The organism is Myroides gitamensis (assembly GCF_029894455.1).
Classification (GTDB): domain Bacteria; phylum Bacteroidota; class Bacteroidia; order Flavobacteriales; family Flavobacteriaceae; genus Flavobacterium; species Flavobacterium odoratum.
Window position 1 is genome coordinate 2,975,252 of the sequence record NZ_JARYHN010000001.1, and the last position, 18,272, is coordinate 2,993,523.

The following is an 18,272-nucleotide window of genomic DNA, read 5'->3' on the forward strand; positions in this document are numbered from 1 at the left end:
ACTTACTTCACGTATAGGGTCTGTTGTCCGTAGTCGAGAATTGCTTGACCTAATGCGAACACATCAGACCCTATAATTCCGTGGACATTTTTGGTTTTATACTCTGTGAGTGCGGTATTCACATGGCTCAAATCCAACAAGACAAAATTGAAATTATCTTTTTTCCATCGTCCCATTTGAATTTCATTATGGTAGCTCACCTGAGTCAACATCCCATTTGCTCCAGCACCAGACGCTCTTGTTTCTGATTCTGAAGTAGTTAAATTAAAATGGTCGATACTTTGAAAATCGATACAGCTATTAGATGCGCCCGTATCTAAGATAAAATCTCCCCATACTCCATTTACTTTTACACGTACAAAAAGGTGGTTTGTTCGCGCTATTTTGAAGCGGATTTGTTTATAGCGTTCTTTTTTTAACCAATCTTTATAGTTTTCCATCAATTAAGTTTAGTTTTAATACTTTTTATAAGGTACTTTTGTAGTTTGAAAGATACTACTTTGTAGAATATTACCAAAGCATGATTTTTACCGATACTCATACACATCTCTATTCAGATGCATTTGCGGAAGATCGCAAAGAAACAATAAATCGCGCAATATCAAATGGAGTTACGCGTTTTTTTATACCTGCTATCGATTCAAGCTACGCTCAAGCGATGTTTGATTTGGAAGCGGCGTTTCCTGATTGCATCTTTTTGATGATGGGCTTACACCCTACGGATGTAAAACCAGAGACGTATAAACAAGAGCTTGCTTTTGTAGAACAAGAGTTAGCACGTCGGAAATACTATGCTGTTGGGGAAATTGGCGTGGATTTATATTGGGACAAGACCACATTATCCATCCAACAAGAAGCTTTTCAGCAGCAGATTCAGCTAGCGAAAAAGCATCAGTTACCGATTAATATTCACTGTAGAGATGCTTTTGACGAAGTTTTTGAAGTCTTAGAACTAGAAAAAGACCAGGCACTTCGGGGTATTTTTCACTGCTTTACGGGAACGGAAGAGCAAGCCCAGCAAGCCATGAGTTACAACCTCAAACTGGGAATTGGCGGTGTAGCTACTTTTAAGAACGGAAAAATTGATCAATTTTTAAACAAAATACCGTTAGAGCATATCGTATTAGAAACTGATTCTCCGTATCTTGCACCAGTGCCTTTTCGAGGCAAAAGAAATGAAAGCGCTTATATTCTCAACATAGCAGAAAGGCTATCAGAACTATACGAGCTTCCATTGGAAACAATTGCAAACCAAACGACTGCCAATTCAAAAGCAGTTTTTGGAATCTAATTGTACAACATAGAAACATAACATTTAAGTTTACATAAATATTTAAAACACTAATGTCTAAGTTTGATTCAATACGCCATTACCATGATCACGAGGTCAATGAGGTCCTACAAAGAATCTCTAAGCACCCTATGGTCAAAGCGTTAATGGGTTTTACTTTTCCAAATAAAACCGAACAGCAATGGATGGAAGATTTGAGCAAAGTAACCTCGATACAGCAATTTCAAGAGGAATTTGCCTATTATTCTATTCTGCGCATCTTAGAAAAAAGTTCGAATGGACTTTCAACTTCTGGTTTTGAGAAGTTAGAAAAAGATACGGCTTATTTATATATATCCAATCACCGTGATATCATCATGGATACGTCTTTACTGAATGTAACCTTAAAAGATCACGGCTTAACAATGACTGCTTCTGCCGTTGGAGACAACTTGGTACAGAAGTCTTTTTTATTGGCTTTAGCCAAAGTGAACCGAAACTTTTTAGTTCGTCGTAAAGTAACACCAAGAGAATTGTTAGAAAGTTCTCGTTTGATGTCAGAATACATTCACAGTCTTATTGTAGAAGAGAATCGTTCGGTGTGGATTGCACAGCGCGAAGGAAGAACGAAAGATGGCAATGATGCCACACATACAGGTGTTTTAAAAATGCTTGGTATGGATGCAGGTGATGAAAACTTAATGGATTATTTCAAACAGTTGAAAATCGTACCTGTTTCTATTTCTTATGAATATGATCCTACAGATGCCTTGAAGATGCCTCAATTATTAGCTATCGCGAATAATGAAGCGTACATCAAGGAAAAAAATGAGGATTTTGTCAATTTATACAGTGGAATTATTGGTCAAAAGAAAGGAATTCACATTCACGTTGGGGATGTGATTGATACGGAATTAGACCAAATCAAAGCCATTGCAGATAAACCCAATAAACAATTACAGGCCTTAGCTCAAGTGATTGACCATTCGATCATCACCAATTACCACCTATGGCCGACCAATTATATCGCGTATGATATTCTAAATAATACGAACAAATTTGCAGATCGCTATAGCGAGAAGGAAAAACAGTTGTTCGAACGTCGTTTAGAGCTACGCGTAAACAAACAGGAGCAAAAAGTAGTCGATAACTTCTTAGCGATGTATGCAAATCCTGTAGTGAATAAATTAAAGTTACAAGATGAACAATAAGCCAGCTATCTTACTAATCTATACGGGTGGGACAATCGGTATGGTTAAAGATTTTAAAACGGGTGCTTTGCGCGCGTTTAACTTTAATCAATTGGTTGAACGCATTCCCGAATTGCATTTGTTGGATTGTGCTATAGAAACCTATTCGTTTGATGTACCGATTGACTCATCGGATATGCAACCGGATTTATGGGTACAAATGGCGAGCATTGTAGAAGATAATTACGACCGTTTTGATGGATTTGTGATTTTACATGGTTCAGATACGATGTCGTATTCGGCTTCAGCTTTGAGTTTTATGTTGGAGAATGTTCACAAACCTGTTATTTTAACGGGTTCTCAATTGCCTATTGGAGATTTGCGTACGGATGCAAAAGAAAATCTAATCACGGCTATTCAAATTGCAGCTTTACAAGAAAACAATACCCCTGTCATTCAGGAGGTTTGTTTGTACTTTGAATATAAATTATACCGCGGAAATCGCACATCTAAAGTAAGTGCAGAGCTATTTAATGCCTTTACCTCTCCCAATGTTCCGCATTTAGCAGAATCAGGGGTGAATTTGCGTATCAATCATTCGTTATTGATACAAAAACCGCTATCTTTGCCGCTGACCGTTCATAAAAAAATGTCGCGCAATGTGATGATTTTGCGCTTGTTTCCAGGTATTCAACAACAGGTTTTGGAGGCTATATTGGCCATCCCAAATTTAGAGGGAATCATACTAGAGACTTATGGTTCAGGGAATGCTCCTACAGAACCGTGGTTCTTAGAAACATTGCGCTGTGCCACACAGAAAGGACTTAAGGTGATCAATGTGACCCAGTGTTCTAGTGGTAGCGTTATGATGGGGAAATATGAAACGAGTACAGAATTGAAAGAGATTGGCGTTATTTCTGGGAAAGATATTACAACAGAAGCAGCGATTACCAAATTGATGTTCTTATTGGCTCAACCCGATATTGTAGATTTTAAATTAGCTTTCGAAACGCCGATTTGTGGCGAAATGGAAGTATAAATAGAGAGAGGTGGCCGAGTGGTCGAAGGCGCACGCCTGGAAAGTGTGTATACGGCAACGTATCGAGGGTTCGAATCCCTTCCTCTCTGCAAGGAAAACCACCAACGGATGTTGGTGGTTTTTTTATTTGTATAAGGCTCGTGGAAAGCTCTGCTTTTCTAAGAGGCGTTACAAATAAAAAAACAAGCAGGAGTGCAACGAATGCGTGGTTTTTCTTGTGAAAAAGCCAATTATTAGGGAAAACCGAAGCATAGCGGAGGTAATCCTTTTATGATATTCCTCGCGCAAAGCGCTGATTTTCTAAAAAGCTATAAACAAAAAAACCAGCAAAGCACTGCAATACTGGTTTTTCCGTATTTATATAAATTCTTTTATTATAGAGCAAAAGTCTAATTTTTAAAAATACTAGTTATGCATCACCTAAAGCGATAAGGTATTGAACTAAAGCAAACCCCACAATATCTTGTGTTGCTGTATAACCTCCATAATCTGGTAGACCTACTTTCTCTAAAAAGGCTTTCGCTATTTCCAAACTTGTATCTCCATAAAGGAAATCATCCATACTGATAACATTATCTAAAAAATCAATATATAATCGCTTAAAATTTTTAAATTCAACGGAGTCTTGAATAGCATTAGCATTATTTTCAACTGAAAAATTAAATTCTGATTGAATCATTAGAGCATTACTATAACTACTAGCAACAAAAAACACTCCCATTGCTAATACAAACATTTTTTTCTTCATACTTTTATAAATTTTAATGTTAAACTAAACATAAACTTAACTTAAATAAATACAATAAGCAATGTTTTTTATCCAAAAATAATAAGTAGTAGGCAAAAAATTAACCATAACTATCCGAATTAAAAGTCCGAAAAACACTTTCAAATGCTCATAAACTAAGGAAATACATCAATTAAATTTGTTGTTTATTATTTCTAGGAGTAGAACAAATGAATAAAGCTTAGTCCTTATTACGAATACGTGTAGGTTGAACTAGAAAGAAGGAAGAAAGCAATTTGCTACAGGACTATTCATAAAACCTATACACTGGCAAAACTCTAAACAGAGAGCCCATCCTCCCAATGAGGAAAACAATTTTATTGATAGTGTAGTTTTACTAAAAAAACCTTATAAATAAAAATCGAAACATAACAGAGGTAATCATGATTTATCACAACCGATTTTGTTTCTTATAATCATGTTATTATCTAAGAATATCATGTAAATTTGTGCCAATATTACAAAATACTATTAAAGTAAACCTAACAGTTATGAATAGAATCTTACTATTTTTTTTATTTTTTATTTTATTCACATCTTGTGCTACCACAACCGCTACAAAAATTCCACAACATTTTGAAAGTTCAACTGAGGGTATGATTGTTGGTACATTCGCTTTTGAAAATGAAAAACCGATTTTTAATCAATACTTCTATCATTATCAAGCTGAAGGAGACAAAAAATTAAGACAACGCAGGATGATGACGATACGTCCTCATCAAATATGGAAGATGAAATTTGAACCTGACTTTGCGGATAACACTAAAGCTGTTTACTTTTTTTCAATTAGAGAAGTAGAAGGAAAATATGCTTTTACTCTTCTACGATTACATAGCAATAGAGGTTATATACAAAAAATGGCTAACATCCCTTTAGAAAACTTAGATTTTACCATCGAAAAAGGAAAAATAAAATATATAGGAGAGATTTACTTTAATTATCATCAAGGAATTATTTCACTTACGGATCAAAGAGAAAGAGATTTACCTAAATTTAAAGAACGATTTCCCAACCTTACTATTGAATAATCATATTCCTACTGAATTATTTTAGTAGAATTGGTGCATTTTTTGTTTCATTGGCATCTAAATTAATTCTAAGGCTATCAAACTGTTTCAATACATGTTCTTGGTCTAAAGGAACCGATGAATGGACAATGGCATCTCTTGTCTGTACTATACTATAATGCTTCATTGTAGCCTGACACGAACAGCATAATACCCTAAAGAATAGTAAAAAAAACTTCATCATACCCAATATTTCAACTGATTGCAAGTATACCATCAAAACAAAAATTCATTAAAACTGGTGTAGTCTCACTGGCATTGGAAAAAAGAAATCCCATTCCAAATAAAATTAAAATTAACTTTTTCATGACTTAAATAATTAGAATTACTATTCTAACACAGTAACAAAAAACAGTCCAAAATGTAAAAACATTTGCATTTCATTTGGAATGACTTATTTCTATTTCAATACTGAAACTGATGACCTAGATAACGATCTTTTATCTTTTGGTGCACTTGATTAAAGTTGGTAATTTATCCAGCCACTATCGAGTAAACAGCTGTATCCACAAACTTACCGTTATGAAATTCATTTTCTTTAAAATAAGCTTCACGTACAAAGCCACATTTTTCTAGTACCCGTTGTGAACCTACATTATCTGGGTAAATGATTGCTTCAATGGAATGGAATCCAAAATCATCAAATCCGTACTCAACTAATCGTTGTACTGCTTCTGAAGCATAGCCCTTGCCATAGTATTGAGGAAGTAACATATACCCCGTTTCCGTTCGATAATGTTGTAATTTCATACGATAAAACCCTATTGTTCCTATCATTTCACCATTCTCTTTTAAGGTGATGGTCCAATTGACACATTCCTTATTTTCCATTCGTTCTTGTAGGGAATTGATATAATCTTCCGCTTCTTTGAGTTCCGTTGCTAATGGAACGGGAATATATTGCATCACTTCTGCACTGGAACGCATCGCAAACATGCCTTGAGCATCTCCTAAATTGGTTTGACGTAGGATTAAACGTTCTGTTTCTAATATAGGAGAGGTAGTAAAATTAAAATCTAACATAAATAGTTATTCTAGTCTAAAAGTTAAAAGTAAGAAAAAAAGAAGTTGACTTCTTCTAAAAAAACAACATACTAAAAATTGAGAACTTTCCTTTATCCATCCCTTTGTTTTGCTACAAAAAGCGATAATTATCAAAAACTAAATTTACATTATTTGTATTTTTTACCACACAATCTATTGTATATAAGTAAATTAATATTTACTTTTAACCTAATAAATTGACAATTTCATACTGCAACGATTTCAATTTATTACGTTATTTGATGAAGCGGTATATTTCATTTTTACAACGAACCCAGCGTCATGATTTATGCTTTTTATTTACAACGCTCTAAACTATGTTTAGAATTTGAACAATTAGAACGAGAAATCAACAGTTTTCCAACTGTTATTCGAAACGCTATTTTGAAGTATAAAAACAGAGCTGATCAAGAAGCCAGTATTTTAGGAAAATTACTCCTCAAATATGGTTTCATCCAACTTGGTTTTGATGGTAATGCGCTCCTTCAACAGCTAACAACAGATACCAACGGCAAGCCATCTATTGCTCAAAGTAGTCTTTCTTTTTCAATTTCGCACTCCGATGATTTCATCATTTGTGTGCTGACTTCTAATCCTAGTATTGGCGTCGATATTGAAAAGGTAACTCCGATTCCCCAAGAAGATTATACCTTTCTATTGCGAAAGGACGAACAGATTCAAATTGCTCAATCCTCCCAAAAGGATCGTGCATTTTATCAATTATGGACCCAGAAAGAAGCTTGTCTAAAAGCAGATGGAAGAGGTTTATCCTTCCCCTTGGAAAACGTTTTCATCTCTCATGATATAGCCTCTGTGGATACCACTATTTGGTACCTAGAGGAACTTTTGCTCTCTGATGTTTATTGTTGTACAATCGCAACCAATACAAAGAGGCAAAATGAAATAGTAAAACAACAGATCCATGATATTAATTCGTTACTATCATCCTATTAAGTTAGACTAACCTCATGATAGTGGTATGCTATACTAATAGTCGCACTGATTTATTAATCCTCAGCCCAAGACGTATGAATCTAAAACCGACCTCCTTCATACGTCATTTTTCCCCTTTTCCCCTCAATATTCAGGAAATCATATCTTCCACCTCTTCTTTATCTCAGAAGTAGGTAAGGTCTATTATTTCCTCTGATGCTCCTAATATTTTTCATAGATACTGTAGTTCTTTTATTCCTATTTAATCCTGGGATGACTTTAAGGTCTTATCATCTTTAAAATGAATATCAACCAATTACAATGTATTATGAACCAAAATGTATACACCGATCCACTGACGATCAACGAACCAACGCTTACAGCCAAACAATTAGAACAGATTTTATCCTTTAATCAAACCGCTAATCATGCCCATCCATTTGATCAAAACCCTTATTGATTTAATTGAAGAGCAAGTACGATTAACACCAGATAAACAGGCTCTTATATTCCAAGACAAAACGCTGACCTATCGCGAAATGGATCAATTAGCCAATCAATTGGCCCATCACCTGTTGCATTCAGCCACAATCAAACCTGATGATCGTATTGGATTAATCATGGATCGCAGTGAAAAGCTCATTATCTCTCTTTTAGCGATTATGAAAACAGGAGCTGCTTACGTACCTATGCCTCCCTTATATCCAGAAGACCGACTAAATCACATTAGCCAATCTGCTCAGCTTTCTCTCTTATTAACCGAAGAAACTTATAAAGAAAAAGCGCATCAAATTTTAGCAAATACTGTCACTTGGGAAGAAGTTGACTGGCTCTCTGCCTCAAAGGAAACTCCATCTAGAGTCCTTAAACCGCATCATTTAATGTATGTCATGTTTACTTCGGGGTCGACAGGAGGACCAAAAGGCGTAGCTGTGGAGCACAAAAGTGTGGTGAACGCCTTAAGTTATTTTACTAACAATGTTATTCATCAATCAACGGGGAATATGTTAGCCCTAATTACCTATGCTTTTGATGTTTCCGTACTGGATATTTTCTCTGTGCTACTTACAGGCAATACGCTTGTAGTGGCTTCACAAGAGGATCAGCTCAACCCAGAAGCATTAGCTGAGCTTATTATAAAACACAATATTACAGTTGCTCAGGCCACCCCAAGTACTTGGTCTATGATTATAGAAACAGCACCTTGGGCTAGAGTAAAACCGCTGACCATTATCTGTGCTGGGGAATACCTTTCCACTACCTTAGGAAAAGCCTTGTTAGCAGGTAAACATACAATCTGCAATGTTTATGGACCTACAGAAACTACTATTTGGGTTACGTGTAAGATGATTTATTCCGAGGCAGATTTACAGACCATCGGCATTCCTATTGACAATACTGATATTTACATCCTCAATCAAGAGCATATTCAACCGGTGAATGAAGTTGGAGAGATTTGTGTAGGGGGCATTGGATTAAGTCGTGGTTATTTTGGTCAACCTAAACTCACTCATGCTAAATTTGTGGACCATCCACTGAAAGTAGGAAAGAAAATCTACCGAACGGGTGATTTAGGGCGTTGGTTAAGCAATGGAGAGATTGAATATTTAGGGCGAATTGACGACCAGGTAAAGATTAGAGGGTATCGTATTGAGCTTCAAGAAATAGAAGAAAACCTAGCCAATATGGAAGGGGTAGAACGAGCCGTAGTACGCGTTAAATCCGATCACGATTACGATAAAAAACTCCTTGTTTTTTTAGAATGTCCTGACTTGCGTCTTGATGAAAAAGGAAGACATGCCCTTATTAAACAGTTTAGAGAAGCTCTTACCCATCGTCTACCTGTTTATATGATTCCTCACGATTTTATCATCCTAGATAAATTTCCAATCAACAGCAATGGAAAAATCGATAAAAAAGCATTAGAGAATCAGTATACCAAAACTTCCGTTCAAGGAGATGATACGAAAGTATTCAAAGATGAATTTGAAAAAACAATCTACAAAATCTGGACAGAGATTTTACAATATCCTTTTATTGAAGTACAAGATGACTTCTTTGAATTGGGTGGGCATTCTTTACTATTAGCTAAATTGTATAATCGATTGCCTGATTCTTATCGAAAAGGTATCAAACTACAAGATTTACTAGTTCACAAGACTATTGAATCACAGGCTCAAATTATTCAAGAGAACATGTTCAACAGATTGGTTAATCAGGAAGGAGAAGCCCATGAGATTATGCGTGCGCAACTGTTAGAAGATGCTCAATTAGTTCCAGAAATTACGATTAAAGGAACAGTAGATGCTTCGACGATGGATTCGCCTAAAAACGTTTTATTGACGGGGGCTAACGGATTTGTGGGTGTACATGTGATTGATGAATTAATGAAGCAAACGGAAGCTACGGTTTACTGTGTAGTTCGTGCCGAAAATGAACAAATTGGATTCAAACGTTTACGTCAAGCCTTTGAGCAATTCTTAATTCCTGTACATTGGTTTGATACTGGTCGAATTCAGGTGGTGACTGGAGATTTAAATAAGCCTTTATTAGGATTTAGTGAAGCACAATTCAATGTACTAGCAAATAAAATAGATTGCGTGTACCATTCAGGCAGTGCAGTTAATTTCATTGAACCTTATTCTATTATACGAAAAGCCAACATTTTAGGGCTTCAAGAAGTTATTAAATTCGCTGCTGCTGGAAAAGTAAAACCAGTATCCTTGTTTTCTACTTGTGCCGTTTTCAGCTTTGGTCATCAGTTTACCAACCAGCGATTTGCGATGGAAGATGCCGATCTTCATCAAGATTTGGATGCAGTTAGTCGCGATTTGGGTTATATACAGAGTAAATGGGTAATGGAACAAATCATGGAGAAAGCAGAAGAGAAAGGGGTACCTGTTATGGTCTTCCGTTTGGGATATGCCTTGAGTAATTCACAGACAGGTTCTACTGCCGTATATCAATGGTGGAGCGCCTTGGTTCGAAATTGTATTGCCAATAAAGCCTATCCGTACATTACAGGATTCAAATCTCAACTTGTTCCGGTAGATTATATGGCTAAGAGTATTGTGCGTATCTCTCGCCAAAAAGAAGCCTTGGGTAAAAAGTTTCACCTAACTCCACTTCCTGAGGGTGATGTTTCTATCCACGACTTTTTTGATAGACTAAATGAATATTTTGGATTTGAAATGAAACCTGTTCCGTATACGGAGTGGCTCAACCAATGGAAAGATAATGAAGATGATCCATTATATCCGTTATTAGGGATGTTTATGGACAAAGTACAAGGAGAATCCACACTGAAAGAAGTCTTTCAAGACTCCTATTTTTATGATTCACAGAACACCTTGCGTTTTATTAAAGATAGTGATATGCCTTCTCCGCCTTTTATCACCAAAACCATGCTAGAGCCTTATTTGAGATATTTAGCTGTTATTTAATTTCTAAAAAAGCAAAACAAAAAGCGCAGTAAGTTACTGCGCTTTTCTTTTTAAAATCACAATATTTTATGCCGTATCTTTAGCATTAAAAATAGAATTCTTCTTTACGCTTATGAAAAAAATTGCCTCTACCATTCTTCCTTTGCTCTTTCTATTTCTAGGGTGTACACATAAAGTTACCATTGACAATAAATATCTAACGGTTACTATACCGATGGAATACCGAAATTTGACAGATTATAATGAAATGGATGTTCTGTATTTGGATTGCAACAAAAAAGATGGATTGCAAAGTATCGTCTCGATTGACAATATCGTTGATTTAACTATTCAACCCAATAGTCAAACGATTTCAGAAGATACACCTGTAGAAGTTTTATCCCGTCGTTTCCGTTCAATCAAAGATTCGGTAGACAATGACTCCACCTTTAGTTGGAAAAAATTTAGTATTATCGAAGAGCCCAAAGCTACAACCTTTAAAGGATTACCTGCAGCAGAAGGTGTATTTGAAGTCGAGGAATATATAAAAAGCACTGATCGAATGATTCAAAAAAGAGTCAAACGCATGGTTGTTTTCGTAGATCATGACTTATGGAATATTGTTTTAGCTCCATCACAACTAAAACATTACGAGGATGAAATGCAAATCTTTGAGCAAATCCTTGCAAGTATTGAGATTAAAAAATAAAGCGTACGCTAATGGTTCATTTTGACAATCTAAAAACCCATGCTACTGATTTTCCCAAGACTTGGACTTTTCTATGGTCCCCTGAAGAAGCTGCGGATATTCCGCAGACCCATAAAGACCAAATTTTCTTCCTCGATGCAGCAGCGACAACTTTTGTGCAACAGTATATAGCGAGTGCTAAAATGGTGACAGGTCCATTGTGGAAACCCTTTAACGAGCGCTATTTTAAGACTGTTGAAACCTTTGAGATTACAACGGATACACAGGAGCACGTCAAAAAATGGTTGTATGAAAAGCCTATTCCCTTTGATCACTTTGTTCTTGTTGATGCTGATCGCAGTGGGCAAGCCATATTACTCACATGGAAAATGGTACTTCACTATTGGGAAGGTCTTTTCTTTGCTGATGATCTACTGATTTTTGATGCTTCTCTTACTTGGGGCTTGTTCTATTTTCACGAAGATCAGCTGTATTTTGGAAGCGATAAAATCTACGATAAAGAATTTGAATATGAGAAAACAAAAGCGCTACAAGAATTAAAAAAACAATTCTTTACGCCCAGCAACTTAAACTTCACCCAAGAGGAAAAAAGAAAAGCGATTCAAGCCTTTAAAACCAAGTACGATACGGATTCATTAAACGATTAATTTCTTTTTTCTATTGTTTCGGTACACATTGTTTTATCTTTAAACAAAAAAGGCATGCTACAAAAGACAATTACCATTTGTTTATTACTCCTATCTATTGTAGGCTTTAGTCAAATTACGGACTTTAAAGCTCCTGATTATTCATCCATTGAAAAGGATATACAAGATACGCAATCGGACTATTACTATCCTCAATTGATGCAACAACTGAAAACAGGAACTACTGTTCTCACGGCAAGTCAATATGAGCATTTGTATTATGGTTATGTTTTTCAAACAGCCTACAATCCCTATGCAGTATTCTCAAAAGATGAAGAACTTGATACGTATTATAAAAAAGAACCAGACATGGAAGATATTCCTCGTCTACAAATTCTATTGCGAGAAGCATTGGATGAATTTCCTTTTGATTTTACCGCTATGATGTTTCTCTCTTATATTTATCACCTCAACGGGGAGGAAGAAAAATCAGAATTACTATCGAAACACTTTGAAGGGTTTGCAAAAGCAATTATGGCTTCTGGTGATGGGTTAACTTGTGAAACAGGAATACACGTTATTGCGGTTGAGCATGAATATCACATGCTTCAACTTTTTGACTTACAGTATATCAGTCAAAGTTTTGATGGTACGTGTGACTTCTTAACTCTTGATCCAGAATATTATACCTTACCTGGAATTTATTTTAATGTGAGTCAGTTGCAGAAAAAGAATCCAGCAATACTAAAATCCAACAAATAGAAATCCTTTTTAATCCAGTACCTCTCAAAAAAAGTCCTATGAAAACAATAGAAAAAACAGCAGAAATGCTCGATGAAACTCAATTTTGGACTATCGTTGAAGCTTCTTTACAACACAGCGATTCCCAAGACACACAAGAAGCTTATTTGATTCAAGCCTTAGAGAAATTAACGCCAAAAGAGATTATTGGTTTTCGTCTGAGAACGGACAAACTTTTATATGACACCTATAATTCTGCTATGTGGTGTGCAGGATATTTGATGAATGGCGGTTGTTCAGATGATGGTTTTGAATACTTTAGAAATTGGGTAATTTCTAGAGGAAAAGAAGTGTATGAACAAGCAAAAGCCAATCCCGATACGCTTATTAGTCAAAAGGATAAAGCGGAAGATGATTTATTCGACTTTGAGAGCTTTTGGTATGTAGCCTTAGAAGCCTTTGAAAATCAAACGGGAGAAGAATTATACGATTATATCGATGAAGATAATTTTGATACAAATGAAGGCAACTACCCTTCTTTTGAATTTGATTGGAGCGATGAAGAACCTGCAAGTATGCAAAAGCTTTGTCCTAAATTATACGAGCATTTTTGGAATTAATATCGGAGGTGAATCATGTCAATACAAAAAACATATTTCATTTTTTTATTCTTTATCACAAGTAGTTGGTTGCATCTCGCTTTGGCACAAAAACTAAATAAAGGCAAACTTTAAATTAGCTCTCTAGTTGTGTAAAAAATGATTAACACCTATCCTAATCCTTGGAATTTTTCCAATACCGATCTAAATCTCATTTCGCCTAATCAGCAAAATAAAATTGAATATGGCGATTTATACGAAATCGCCATGGGCGCGCCTATAGGGGGTAGTTGTTATCTATATCAGAAAAATAAAAAGATAAAAATAAGTAATTGGGCGGGAGGCCCAATCATTTGGGATGAAACCAGTACACGACTAGCTCTTCCCTTGTGGACTTCTGAAAGAAAATAACAAATCGGAATATTAGATTTAATTAATTCTACCTTAACTATTTACCAACAACCATTTCGCGTATTACAACTTTCTCATTTTGATGACAGCTGCATCATAGGTCTTGATAGCCCCATTTATCAAAGTAAAGCGGTTCATTTTGATTACACAAAAGAAGTAATTGAAAAAGTTCAGACTTTACCAGAGAAATGAAATTCTATTTTTTAAATTTAATTAAGCTTTATAGTAAAAAGAATGAATCCATCCCATCAAAAAATAATAGATTTATTAAGTGAATATATGGAACAACATCCAGAGCAACGATTTGCACAGATTCTCTTCAATTTAAGAATTAATGAATTCAAAGAAGGAACTGACTTTATTCTTCGCGATATTTATAATGATAGTGATGAAGCTATTCAAAAGCGCATGCAAGACCAACTTATTTGGTTTGAACTACAACAAAAAGTAAATCGAAATATAAAAGAATTTCGAGATTCGTTGCCTGGTATGACAGTTAACGAAAGGCTCTATCTAACAAATCTTATGGATGATTTTGATATTTATCGCTTGTCAAATAAAAAATTTGCTGCCTATATACTGAGAGAATTAGGAGTAGATCAAGAGGCTATTGATCAAATACTATCCTCAAAATAAACCTCGCTATGACCGTATTCTCCTATCATCTAACACAAGTTTCTTTTCTAACTGCTCTTCGATTATTATTTTGTCCTCTCAAGGCAAAAAACATTCCGGGTTTAGTTCATGCCGATACCATGCATAGTATGATATTGGGATCGCCTGTTGTTTCACCCGCACGATTTCTAATACGTCAACTTGTTGTATTTGCTCAATGGGAAAAATAAAGAAGCAAGACTTACTTTGCTAATCGGGACTACACAGGTACAACACAGCAATTAGCTATTTTGCGTATAAACATATCTACACGAACAATCTTTTAGCTCATTTTTAGCGTTTTGAATTTAACATCATTTACCAAAAATCAAGTGATTGGAATTGACAACCTTATTTACCACTCTAAACCAATTTTCTTTAATCTCCAACAAGAAAGCATCAATAGTACCAAAAAGACAATTTATCTCCAACATCATTATCTTTCATTTTATGTTGGTTTCGGTATTCTTATTCGGTATTTTTGAAATCTAAACAACCTAAAATAACTAATGAAATATCTCAAACTAAGTTTCATTCTTTTTGTACTTTCATTCTTCACAAGCTGTAATCTTCTAGTAGATTCATCAAGCTATGAAACCACAACCTCAGCCTTTGTTGAAGCCTTAAAACAAGATGATTTTGATACGTGCATCTCCTTGATGCAATTGGAAAACACACAAGGACAACGTTTACATGCTGATACCTTACGAGTAGAATTTGATCACTTTAAAAAGCTTTTACATCATAGTTTTGGCGAAAAGCCTTACGAATACAACTTTGTCAAATGGCAAAAAAACATCTACTCCAATCAGGATTATAAAGATAACACACCTCCCAACACGACCAGAGTTTTTATAGAATTTAATAATGGGAATGAATTAGGTGTCTTCCAACTTTTATTTGATGACTCCACAAATAAAATCCTAGATATTCGTACTTTAGACATTAAAGTAGAAAAGCCTGATATTTACTTGTTTTGGTTGTCTGCTATAATACCAATAATAGTACTGCTATTTAACCTTTACGTTATACGAGAAATTAAACGAAGTAAATTATCGAAAAAATGGATTAAATACTTAGCCGTAATTCTATTGAATGTTCCTTCATTCACCTATGCAGCTATTGGAGGTCTAACTGTTAACTTCTTGAGTTTTCAACTTCTTTTAGGCGTTGGTTTTAGTGGCAATGGTATTATAGAATCCGCTTGGACTATTGGTATTCCACTTGGAGGACTCTATTGGATTTGGCAACTTAAAATGTGGAAATAAAAATAGGGCCACTTATATGACATTTTTTTCTTATCATTTAGTACGCGTATCTTTCATTACTAGTTTACGCCTCTTATTCTTTCCCCCTAAAGCAAAAAACATTCCGGGTTTAGTTCATGCCGATACCATGCATAGCATGATATTGGGATCGCCTGTTGTTTCACCCGCACGATTTCTAATACGTCAACTTGTTGTATTTGCTCAATGGGAAAATGAAGAAGCTTTAGAACGCTATCTTAAGACGAATACCTTAGGAAAAAAACTGGCTCAAGGTTGGCATACGCGTTTGCTATTTGTCAGACAATGGGGAACACTTTCTAACTATAAAATCCCCAACGAAGGTGTCGCGTTAAACAGTGAAAATGAAGCCGTCATTGCTGTGACCTTAGCTCGGATGCAATACTTTCAAATTCCCCGATTTATTCGCTGGGGTCGTCCAACCGAAAAACTTGTCCGCGATCATCCTGCTCCGACATTAGCCTTAGCATCGTTTAAATTTCCGACTACTATTTCTACCTTTTCGATTTGGCCTTCTGTAAAAAGTATGACCGACATGGTTCATGGGCATAGCCAAGTTACTGAACCACATAGACACAAAGAAGCCATGAAGGAAAGAAATCGAAAAGATTTTCACATCGAATTTAGCACCTTGCGCTTTAAGCCTATTGCTGAGTATGGTACTTGGCAAGGTCAACAAGACTATATTCTTCGAGCAAACCAAAAAAATTAATATGCAACGCGTATCAATTAAACAAAATATTCAAGATTGGTTTACCCAACAATGGGTTATCACATGTGGAAACAAATTTAATCCATCAGTATCTCCTTGGTTAATAGGTCCCTTTGGACAAGTGGGTGATACCGGAGAAGATTTTATTCATCAATTAGCACAACAAGAACAATTACTCCTGAAACGCAATTGCACAGATGCAGGTTTATTATCCTCCTTTAAAATATTGGGATTATCTCACGAAGAAGAATCAAAAATAGCTCCAGCTATTATTGATTTTTATGAACAAACATCGGCCTACAACCTAACACTTACTTTGCGTTGGAATCCCTTTTTTAAAGGGTTTGGTCACCTTGTGAACCTCCTGTTTAGCAATCGACTCAACCAATTACATATCCCCATAAACAACCAATTAAGGAACGCACCTATAACGAGTGAGATTATTCAATTAATCACACCAGATACAAAAGAAGTGCGTTATACTTTTTGGCTGAGAACCCTTCCATCAACAGGTATAATTATATTTTCTGGCGTTTATGGGGCCTGTCAATTACCCTCAGGCAAACAAGCCGTAAAAGCCGTATTTCCATTACCAAATGGCAATGCTACTGTACTAATGGAACCACAAGTGGGTGCACAAGGAGAATTTATCCTGTATTCTAGTGGAAAAAAATGGGGGGATGCGGGTTTTTATTTTTTATTACAAGATACTCACAAAAATTATTGGTCTCACTTTATCCCTTCATTTAAAGATAAACTTGTCGTACAAACCCATTCTGATGGATTAACAGCCAATCAACAACTAAAACTTTTGGGGCTAACTGTCTTAACTATTTCGTATTGCATTACACCTAAAACATAAAAAAGAATAACGCAACAACGTTATTCTTTTTTGGTATACTGAAACAACCAGTTATATAAATCTAAATGGCGATATAAGTCCTCTACACTACCGTGATTTCCCCCTTTGACTACTTGTAATTCAACAGGCGCTTTTGCACTACATTGTTGTATAGCCGTCATGATTTTTTTCGACTCCTTCAGCGGTACAATAAAATCTTTATCCCCGTGGATTAATTTAATCGGTAAACTGGTTAAGTTACAAGCATCTTGTGTTTCTCCACCCCCACAGATAGCGATAGCAGCAGCAAGGCGATTAGCATACTTACTGGCATATTTCAATGTGCCATAGGCGCCCAAACTCATCCCTGTAATATAAATTCGACTTTCATCAATGGCATAATGTTCAATCATGTACTGTACCACCTCATCTATTTTATCGGGATTCCACGGTCCAGAGGGTAATTGAGGAGCAACCAAATAAGCAGGTAATTTTAGTCCTTTCTCAATACCTCTTAGTGGGCCATAACGCTTCACTCGGTCAATATTCGTTCCTGACAAACTTCGCCCGTGTAAAAAGATAACCAATGGATTTTTCTCTTGTACTGCACTGGGTTCATTGACCCAAAATTGATACGAGGTTTGATCTAAAACAGCTTGGGGTTGTGCAGATAACGTAAACGAAATCAACCCCATAAGTATACTTATTAAACGCATAGAATTTTTACCTAAATATAGCTGTATTCTAGAAAAGCACACAGAAAAAAAATAGAGCCCTTATTTTTCTTCTCTTAATTTAAGCGCACCCCAATTAAAGCATTAACATCCAATACCTTACAATTAACACACTGACAATACTTTATCATTGATTCAAAAACGATATATTATTTTAAGTTAATTATAACGAAATTAATTTAACATTTAAATAAAATATTCTATTTT

Annotated in this window: 22 protein-coding genes and 1 tRNA gene; 17 read left to right on the plus strand and 6 right to left on the minus strand. The window is 35.5% G+C overall.

Annotation, left to right across the window (positions count from 1 at the left end):
- Positions 1 to 2: 2 nt before the first annotated feature.
- The gene (locus M2306_RS13225; protein ID WP_002989342.1) at positions 3 to 440 is read right to left on the minus strand and encodes a retropepsin-like aspartic protease; all 438 of its coding nucleotides are present in this window, start codon (positions 438 to 440) and stop codon (positions 3 to 5) included.
- A gap of 80 nt (positions 441 to 520) precedes the next feature.
- On the opposite strand from M2306_RS13225, the gene M2306_RS13230 reads away from it, so the two are divergent.
- The 4 genes from M2306_RS13230 (at position 521) to M2306_RS13245 (ending at position 3,588) form a co-directional block, all read left to right on the plus strand.
- Positions 521 to 1,291: a TatD family hydrolase gene (locus M2306_RS13230; RefSeq protein WP_259187617.1), complete on the plus strand. Its 771-nt coding sequence runs from the start codon at positions 521 to 523 to the stop codon at positions 1,289 to 1,291.
- 53 nt (positions 1,292 to 1,344) lie between these two features.
- The gene (locus M2306_RS13235; RefSeq protein WP_115092284.1) at positions 1,345 to 2,481 is read left to right on the plus strand and encodes a 1-acyl-sn-glycerol-3-phosphate acyltransferase; all 1,137 of its coding nucleotides are present in this window, start codon (positions 1,345 to 1,347) and stop codon (positions 2,479 to 2,481) included.
- Entirely contained in the window at positions 2,471 to 3,499 is a 1,029-nt protein-coding gene (locus M2306_RS13240) for an asparaginase (protein ID WP_259187616.1), read from the plus strand. The genes M2306_RS13235 and M2306_RS13240 overlap by 11 nt, the downstream gene beginning before the upstream one ends.
- A gap of 4 nt (positions 3,500 to 3,503) precedes the next feature.
- Positions 3,504 to 3,588: transfer RNA gene (locus tag M2306_RS13245), tRNA-Ser, on the plus strand.
- 320 nt (positions 3,589 to 3,908) lie between these two features.
- Here the strand turns inward: M2306_RS13245 and M2306_RS13250 are convergent.
- The gene (locus tag M2306_RS13250; RefSeq protein ID WP_259187615.1) at positions 3,909 to 4,247 is read right to left on the minus strand and encodes a hypothetical protein; all 339 of its coding nucleotides are present in this window, start codon (positions 4,245 to 4,247) and stop codon (positions 3,909 to 3,911) included.
- Positions 4,248 to 4,777: 530 nt separating this feature from the next.
- Here M2306_RS13250 and M2306_RS13255 point away from each other — a divergent pair.
- Positions 4,778 to 5,314, plus strand: a complete 537-nt coding sequence (locus tag M2306_RS13255; protein ID WP_115092281.1) for a hypothetical protein — start codon at positions 4,778 to 4,780, stop codon at positions 5,312 to 5,314.
- A gap of 16 nt (positions 5,315 to 5,330) precedes the next feature.
- Here the strand turns inward: M2306_RS13255 and M2306_RS13260 are convergent, their stop codons facing one another.
- A complete protein-coding gene (locus M2306_RS13260) occupies positions 5,331 to 5,537 on the minus strand; it encodes a hypothetical protein (RefSeq protein ID WP_236594079.1) in 207 nt (68 codons plus the stop codon).
- Between the two features lie 290 nt (positions 5,538 to 5,827).
- The gene (locus tag M2306_RS13265; protein ID WP_115092280.1) at positions 5,828 to 6,376 is read right to left on the minus strand and encodes a GNAT family N-acetyltransferase; all 549 of its coding nucleotides are present in this window, start codon (positions 6,374 to 6,376) and stop codon (positions 5,828 to 5,830) included.
- Between the two features lie 303 nt (positions 6,377 to 6,679).
- Between M2306_RS13265 and M2306_RS13270 the strand changes: the two genes are divergently transcribed.
- From M2306_RS13270 to M2306_RS13310, 9 genes are all read left to right on the plus strand, one after another.
- Positions 6,680 to 7,351 carry a 4'-phosphopantetheinyl transferase family protein gene (locus M2306_RS13270; protein ID WP_115092279.1) on the plus strand — a complete coding sequence of 224 codons (672 nt, stop codon included), beginning with the start codon at positions 6,680 to 6,682 and terminating at the stop codon, positions 7,349 to 7,351.
- A 307-nt stretch (positions 7,352 to 7,658) separates the two neighbouring features.
- Complete coding sequence (locus tag M2306_RS13275) at positions 7,659 to 7,790, plus strand: hypothetical protein (RefSeq protein WP_498882882.1); 132 nt, start codon at positions 7,659 to 7,661, stop codon at positions 7,788 to 7,790.
- A complete protein-coding gene (locus M2306_RS13280; protein WP_498882883.1) occupies positions 7,759 to 10,773 on the plus strand; it encodes an amino acid adenylation domain-containing protein in 3,015 nt (1,004 codons plus the stop codon). Before M2306_RS13275 ends, M2306_RS13280 begins: the two co-directional genes overlap by 32 nt.
- 112 nt (positions 10,774 to 10,885) lie before the next feature.
- Complete coding sequence (locus tag M2306_RS13285) at positions 10,886 to 11,461, plus strand: hypothetical protein (RefSeq protein ID WP_259187613.1); 576 nt, start codon at positions 10,886 to 10,888, stop codon at positions 11,459 to 11,461.
- Between the two features lie 11 nt (positions 11,462 to 11,472).
- Positions 11,473 to 12,108: a hypothetical protein gene (locus tag M2306_RS13290; protein ID WP_259187612.1), complete on the plus strand. Its 636-nt coding sequence runs from the start codon at positions 11,473 to 11,475 to the stop codon at positions 12,106 to 12,108.
- 54 nt (positions 12,109 to 12,162) lie between these two features.
- A complete protein-coding gene (locus M2306_RS13295; RefSeq protein ID WP_259187611.1) occupies positions 12,163 to 12,849 on the plus strand; it encodes a DUF4919 domain-containing protein in 687 nt (228 codons plus the stop codon).
- Between the two features lie 38 nt (positions 12,850 to 12,887).
- Positions 12,888 to 13,448, plus strand: a complete 561-nt coding sequence (locus tag M2306_RS13300; RefSeq protein WP_259187610.1) for a DUF4240 domain-containing protein — start codon at positions 12,888 to 12,890, stop codon at positions 13,446 to 13,448.
- A 138-nt stretch (positions 13,449 to 13,586) separates the two neighbouring features.
- Positions 13,587 to 13,838, plus strand: a complete 252-nt coding sequence (locus M2306_RS13305; RefSeq protein WP_259187609.1) for a hypothetical protein — start codon at positions 13,587 to 13,589, stop codon at positions 13,836 to 13,838.
- Between the two features lie 234 nt (positions 13,839 to 14,072).
- Positions 14,073 to 14,474: a hypothetical protein gene (locus M2306_RS13310; RefSeq protein ID WP_259187608.1), complete on the plus strand. Its 402-nt coding sequence runs from the start codon at positions 14,073 to 14,075 to the stop codon at positions 14,472 to 14,474.
- Positions 14,475 to 14,806: 332 nt separating this feature from the next.
- On the opposite strand, the gene M2306_RS13315 is transcribed toward M2306_RS13310, so the two are convergent.
- Positions 14,807 to 14,929 carry a hypothetical protein gene (locus M2306_RS13315; protein ID WP_498882884.1) on the minus strand — a complete coding sequence of 41 codons (123 nt, stop codon included), beginning with the start codon at positions 14,927 to 14,929 and terminating at the stop codon, positions 14,807 to 14,809.
- A 72-nt stretch (positions 14,930 to 15,001) separates the two neighbouring features.
- Between M2306_RS13315 and M2306_RS13320 the strand changes: the two genes are divergently transcribed.
- Genes M2306_RS13320 through M2306_RS13330 form a run of 3 tightly spaced genes read left to right on the plus strand, consistent with a single transcriptional unit; the run spans position 15,002 to position 17,352 of the window.
- The gene (locus tag M2306_RS13320) at positions 15,002 to 15,760 is read left to right on the plus strand and encodes a hypothetical protein (RefSeq protein ID WP_259187607.1); all 759 of its coding nucleotides are present in this window, start codon (positions 15,002 to 15,004) and stop codon (positions 15,758 to 15,760) included.
- 16 nt (positions 15,761 to 15,776) lie between these two features.
- On the plus strand, positions 15,777 to 16,490 hold the full coding sequence (locus M2306_RS13325) for a hypothetical protein (RefSeq protein ID WP_259187876.1): 714 nt from the start codon (positions 15,777 to 15,779) through the stop codon (positions 16,488 to 16,490).
- 1 nt (position 16,491) lies between these two features.
- Positions 16,492 to 17,352: a hypothetical protein gene (locus M2306_RS13330; protein ID WP_259187606.1), complete on the plus strand. Its 861-nt coding sequence runs from the start codon at positions 16,492 to 16,494 to the stop codon at positions 17,350 to 17,352.
- A gap of 20 nt (positions 17,353 to 17,372) precedes the next feature.
- Here the strand turns inward: M2306_RS13330 and M2306_RS13335 are convergent, their stop codons facing one another.
- On the minus strand, positions 17,373 to 18,026 hold the full coding sequence (locus M2306_RS13335; RefSeq protein ID WP_115092270.1) for a carboxylesterase family protein: 654 nt from the start codon (positions 18,024 to 18,026) through the stop codon (positions 17,373 to 17,375).
- Between the last annotated feature and the right edge of the window lie 246 nt (positions 18,027 to 18,272).

Bases quoted from the DNA above. Each gene is read 5' to 3' on its own strand.
- M2306_RS13225 (WP_002989342.1), bottom strand. From the start codon at position 440: ATGGAAAACTATAAAGATTGGTTAAAAAAAGAACGCTATAAACAAATC.
- M2306_RS13230 (WP_259187617.1), top strand. From the start codon at position 521: ATGATTTTTACCGATACTCATACACATCTCTATTCAGATGCATTTGCG.
- M2306_RS13235 (WP_115092284.1), top strand. From the start codon at position 1,345: ATGTCTAAGTTTGATTCAATACGCCATTACCATGATCACGAGGTCAAT.
- M2306_RS13240 (WP_259187616.1), top strand. From the start codon at position 2,471: ATGAACAATAAGCCAGCTATCTTACTAATCTATACGGGTGGGACAATC.
- M2306_RS13250 (WP_259187615.1), bottom strand. From the start codon at position 4,247: ATGAAGAAAAAAATGTTTGTATTAGCAATGGGAGTGTTTTTTGTTGCT.
- M2306_RS13255 (WP_115092281.1), top strand. From the start codon at position 4,778: ATGAATAGAATCTTACTATTTTTTTTATTTTTTATTTTATTCACATCT.
- M2306_RS13260 (WP_236594079.1), bottom strand. From the start codon at position 5,537: ATGATGAAGTTTTTTTTACTATTCTTTAGGGTATTATGCTGTTCGTGT.
- M2306_RS13265 (WP_115092280.1), bottom strand. From the start codon at position 6,376: ATGTTAGATTTTAATTTTACTACCTCTCCTATATTAGAAACAGAACGT.
- M2306_RS13270 (WP_115092279.1), top strand. From the start codon at position 6,680: ATGATTTATGCTTTTTATTTACAACGCTCTAAACTATGTTTAGAATTT.
- M2306_RS13275 (WP_498882882.1), top strand. From the start codon at position 7,659: ATGAACCAAAATGTATACACCGATCCACTGACGATCAACGAACCAACG.
- M2306_RS13280 (WP_498882883.1), top strand. From the start codon at position 7,759: ATGCCCATCCATTTGATCAAAACCCTTATTGATTTAATTGAAGAGCAA.
- M2306_RS13285 (WP_259187613.1), top strand. From the start codon at position 10,886: ATGAAAAAAATTGCCTCTACCATTCTTCCTTTGCTCTTTCTATTTCTA.
- M2306_RS13290 (WP_259187612.1), top strand. From the start codon at position 11,473: ATGGTTCATTTTGACAATCTAAAAACCCATGCTACTGATTTTCCCAAG.
- M2306_RS13295 (WP_259187611.1), top strand. From the start codon at position 12,163: ATGCTACAAAAGACAATTACCATTTGTTTATTACTCCTATCTATTGTA.
- M2306_RS13300 (WP_259187610.1), top strand. From the start codon at position 12,888: ATGAAAACAATAGAAAAAACAGCAGAAATGCTCGATGAAACTCAATTT.
- M2306_RS13305 (WP_259187609.1), top strand. From the start codon at position 13,587: ATGATTAACACCTATCCTAATCCTTGGAATTTTTCCAATACCGATCTA.
- M2306_RS13310 (WP_259187608.1), top strand. From the start codon at position 14,073: ATGAATCCATCCCATCAAAAAATAATAGATTTATTAAGTGAATATATG.
- M2306_RS13315 (WP_498882884.1), bottom strand. From the start codon at position 14,929: ATGATGTTGGAGATAAATTGTCTTTTTGGTACTATTGATGCTTTCTTG.
- M2306_RS13320 (WP_259187607.1), top strand. From the start codon at position 15,002: ATGAAATATCTCAAACTAAGTTTCATTCTTTTTGTACTTTCATTCTTC.
- M2306_RS13325 (WP_259187876.1), top strand. From the start codon at position 15,777: ATGACATTTTTTTCTTATCATTTAGTACGCGTATCTTTCATTACTAGT.
- M2306_RS13330 (WP_259187606.1), top strand. From the start codon at position 16,492: ATGCAACGCGTATCAATTAAACAAAATATTCAAGATTGGTTTACCCAA.
- M2306_RS13335 (WP_115092270.1), bottom strand. From the start codon at position 18,026: ATGGGGTTGATTTCGTTTACGTTATCTGCACAACCCCAAGCTGTTTTA.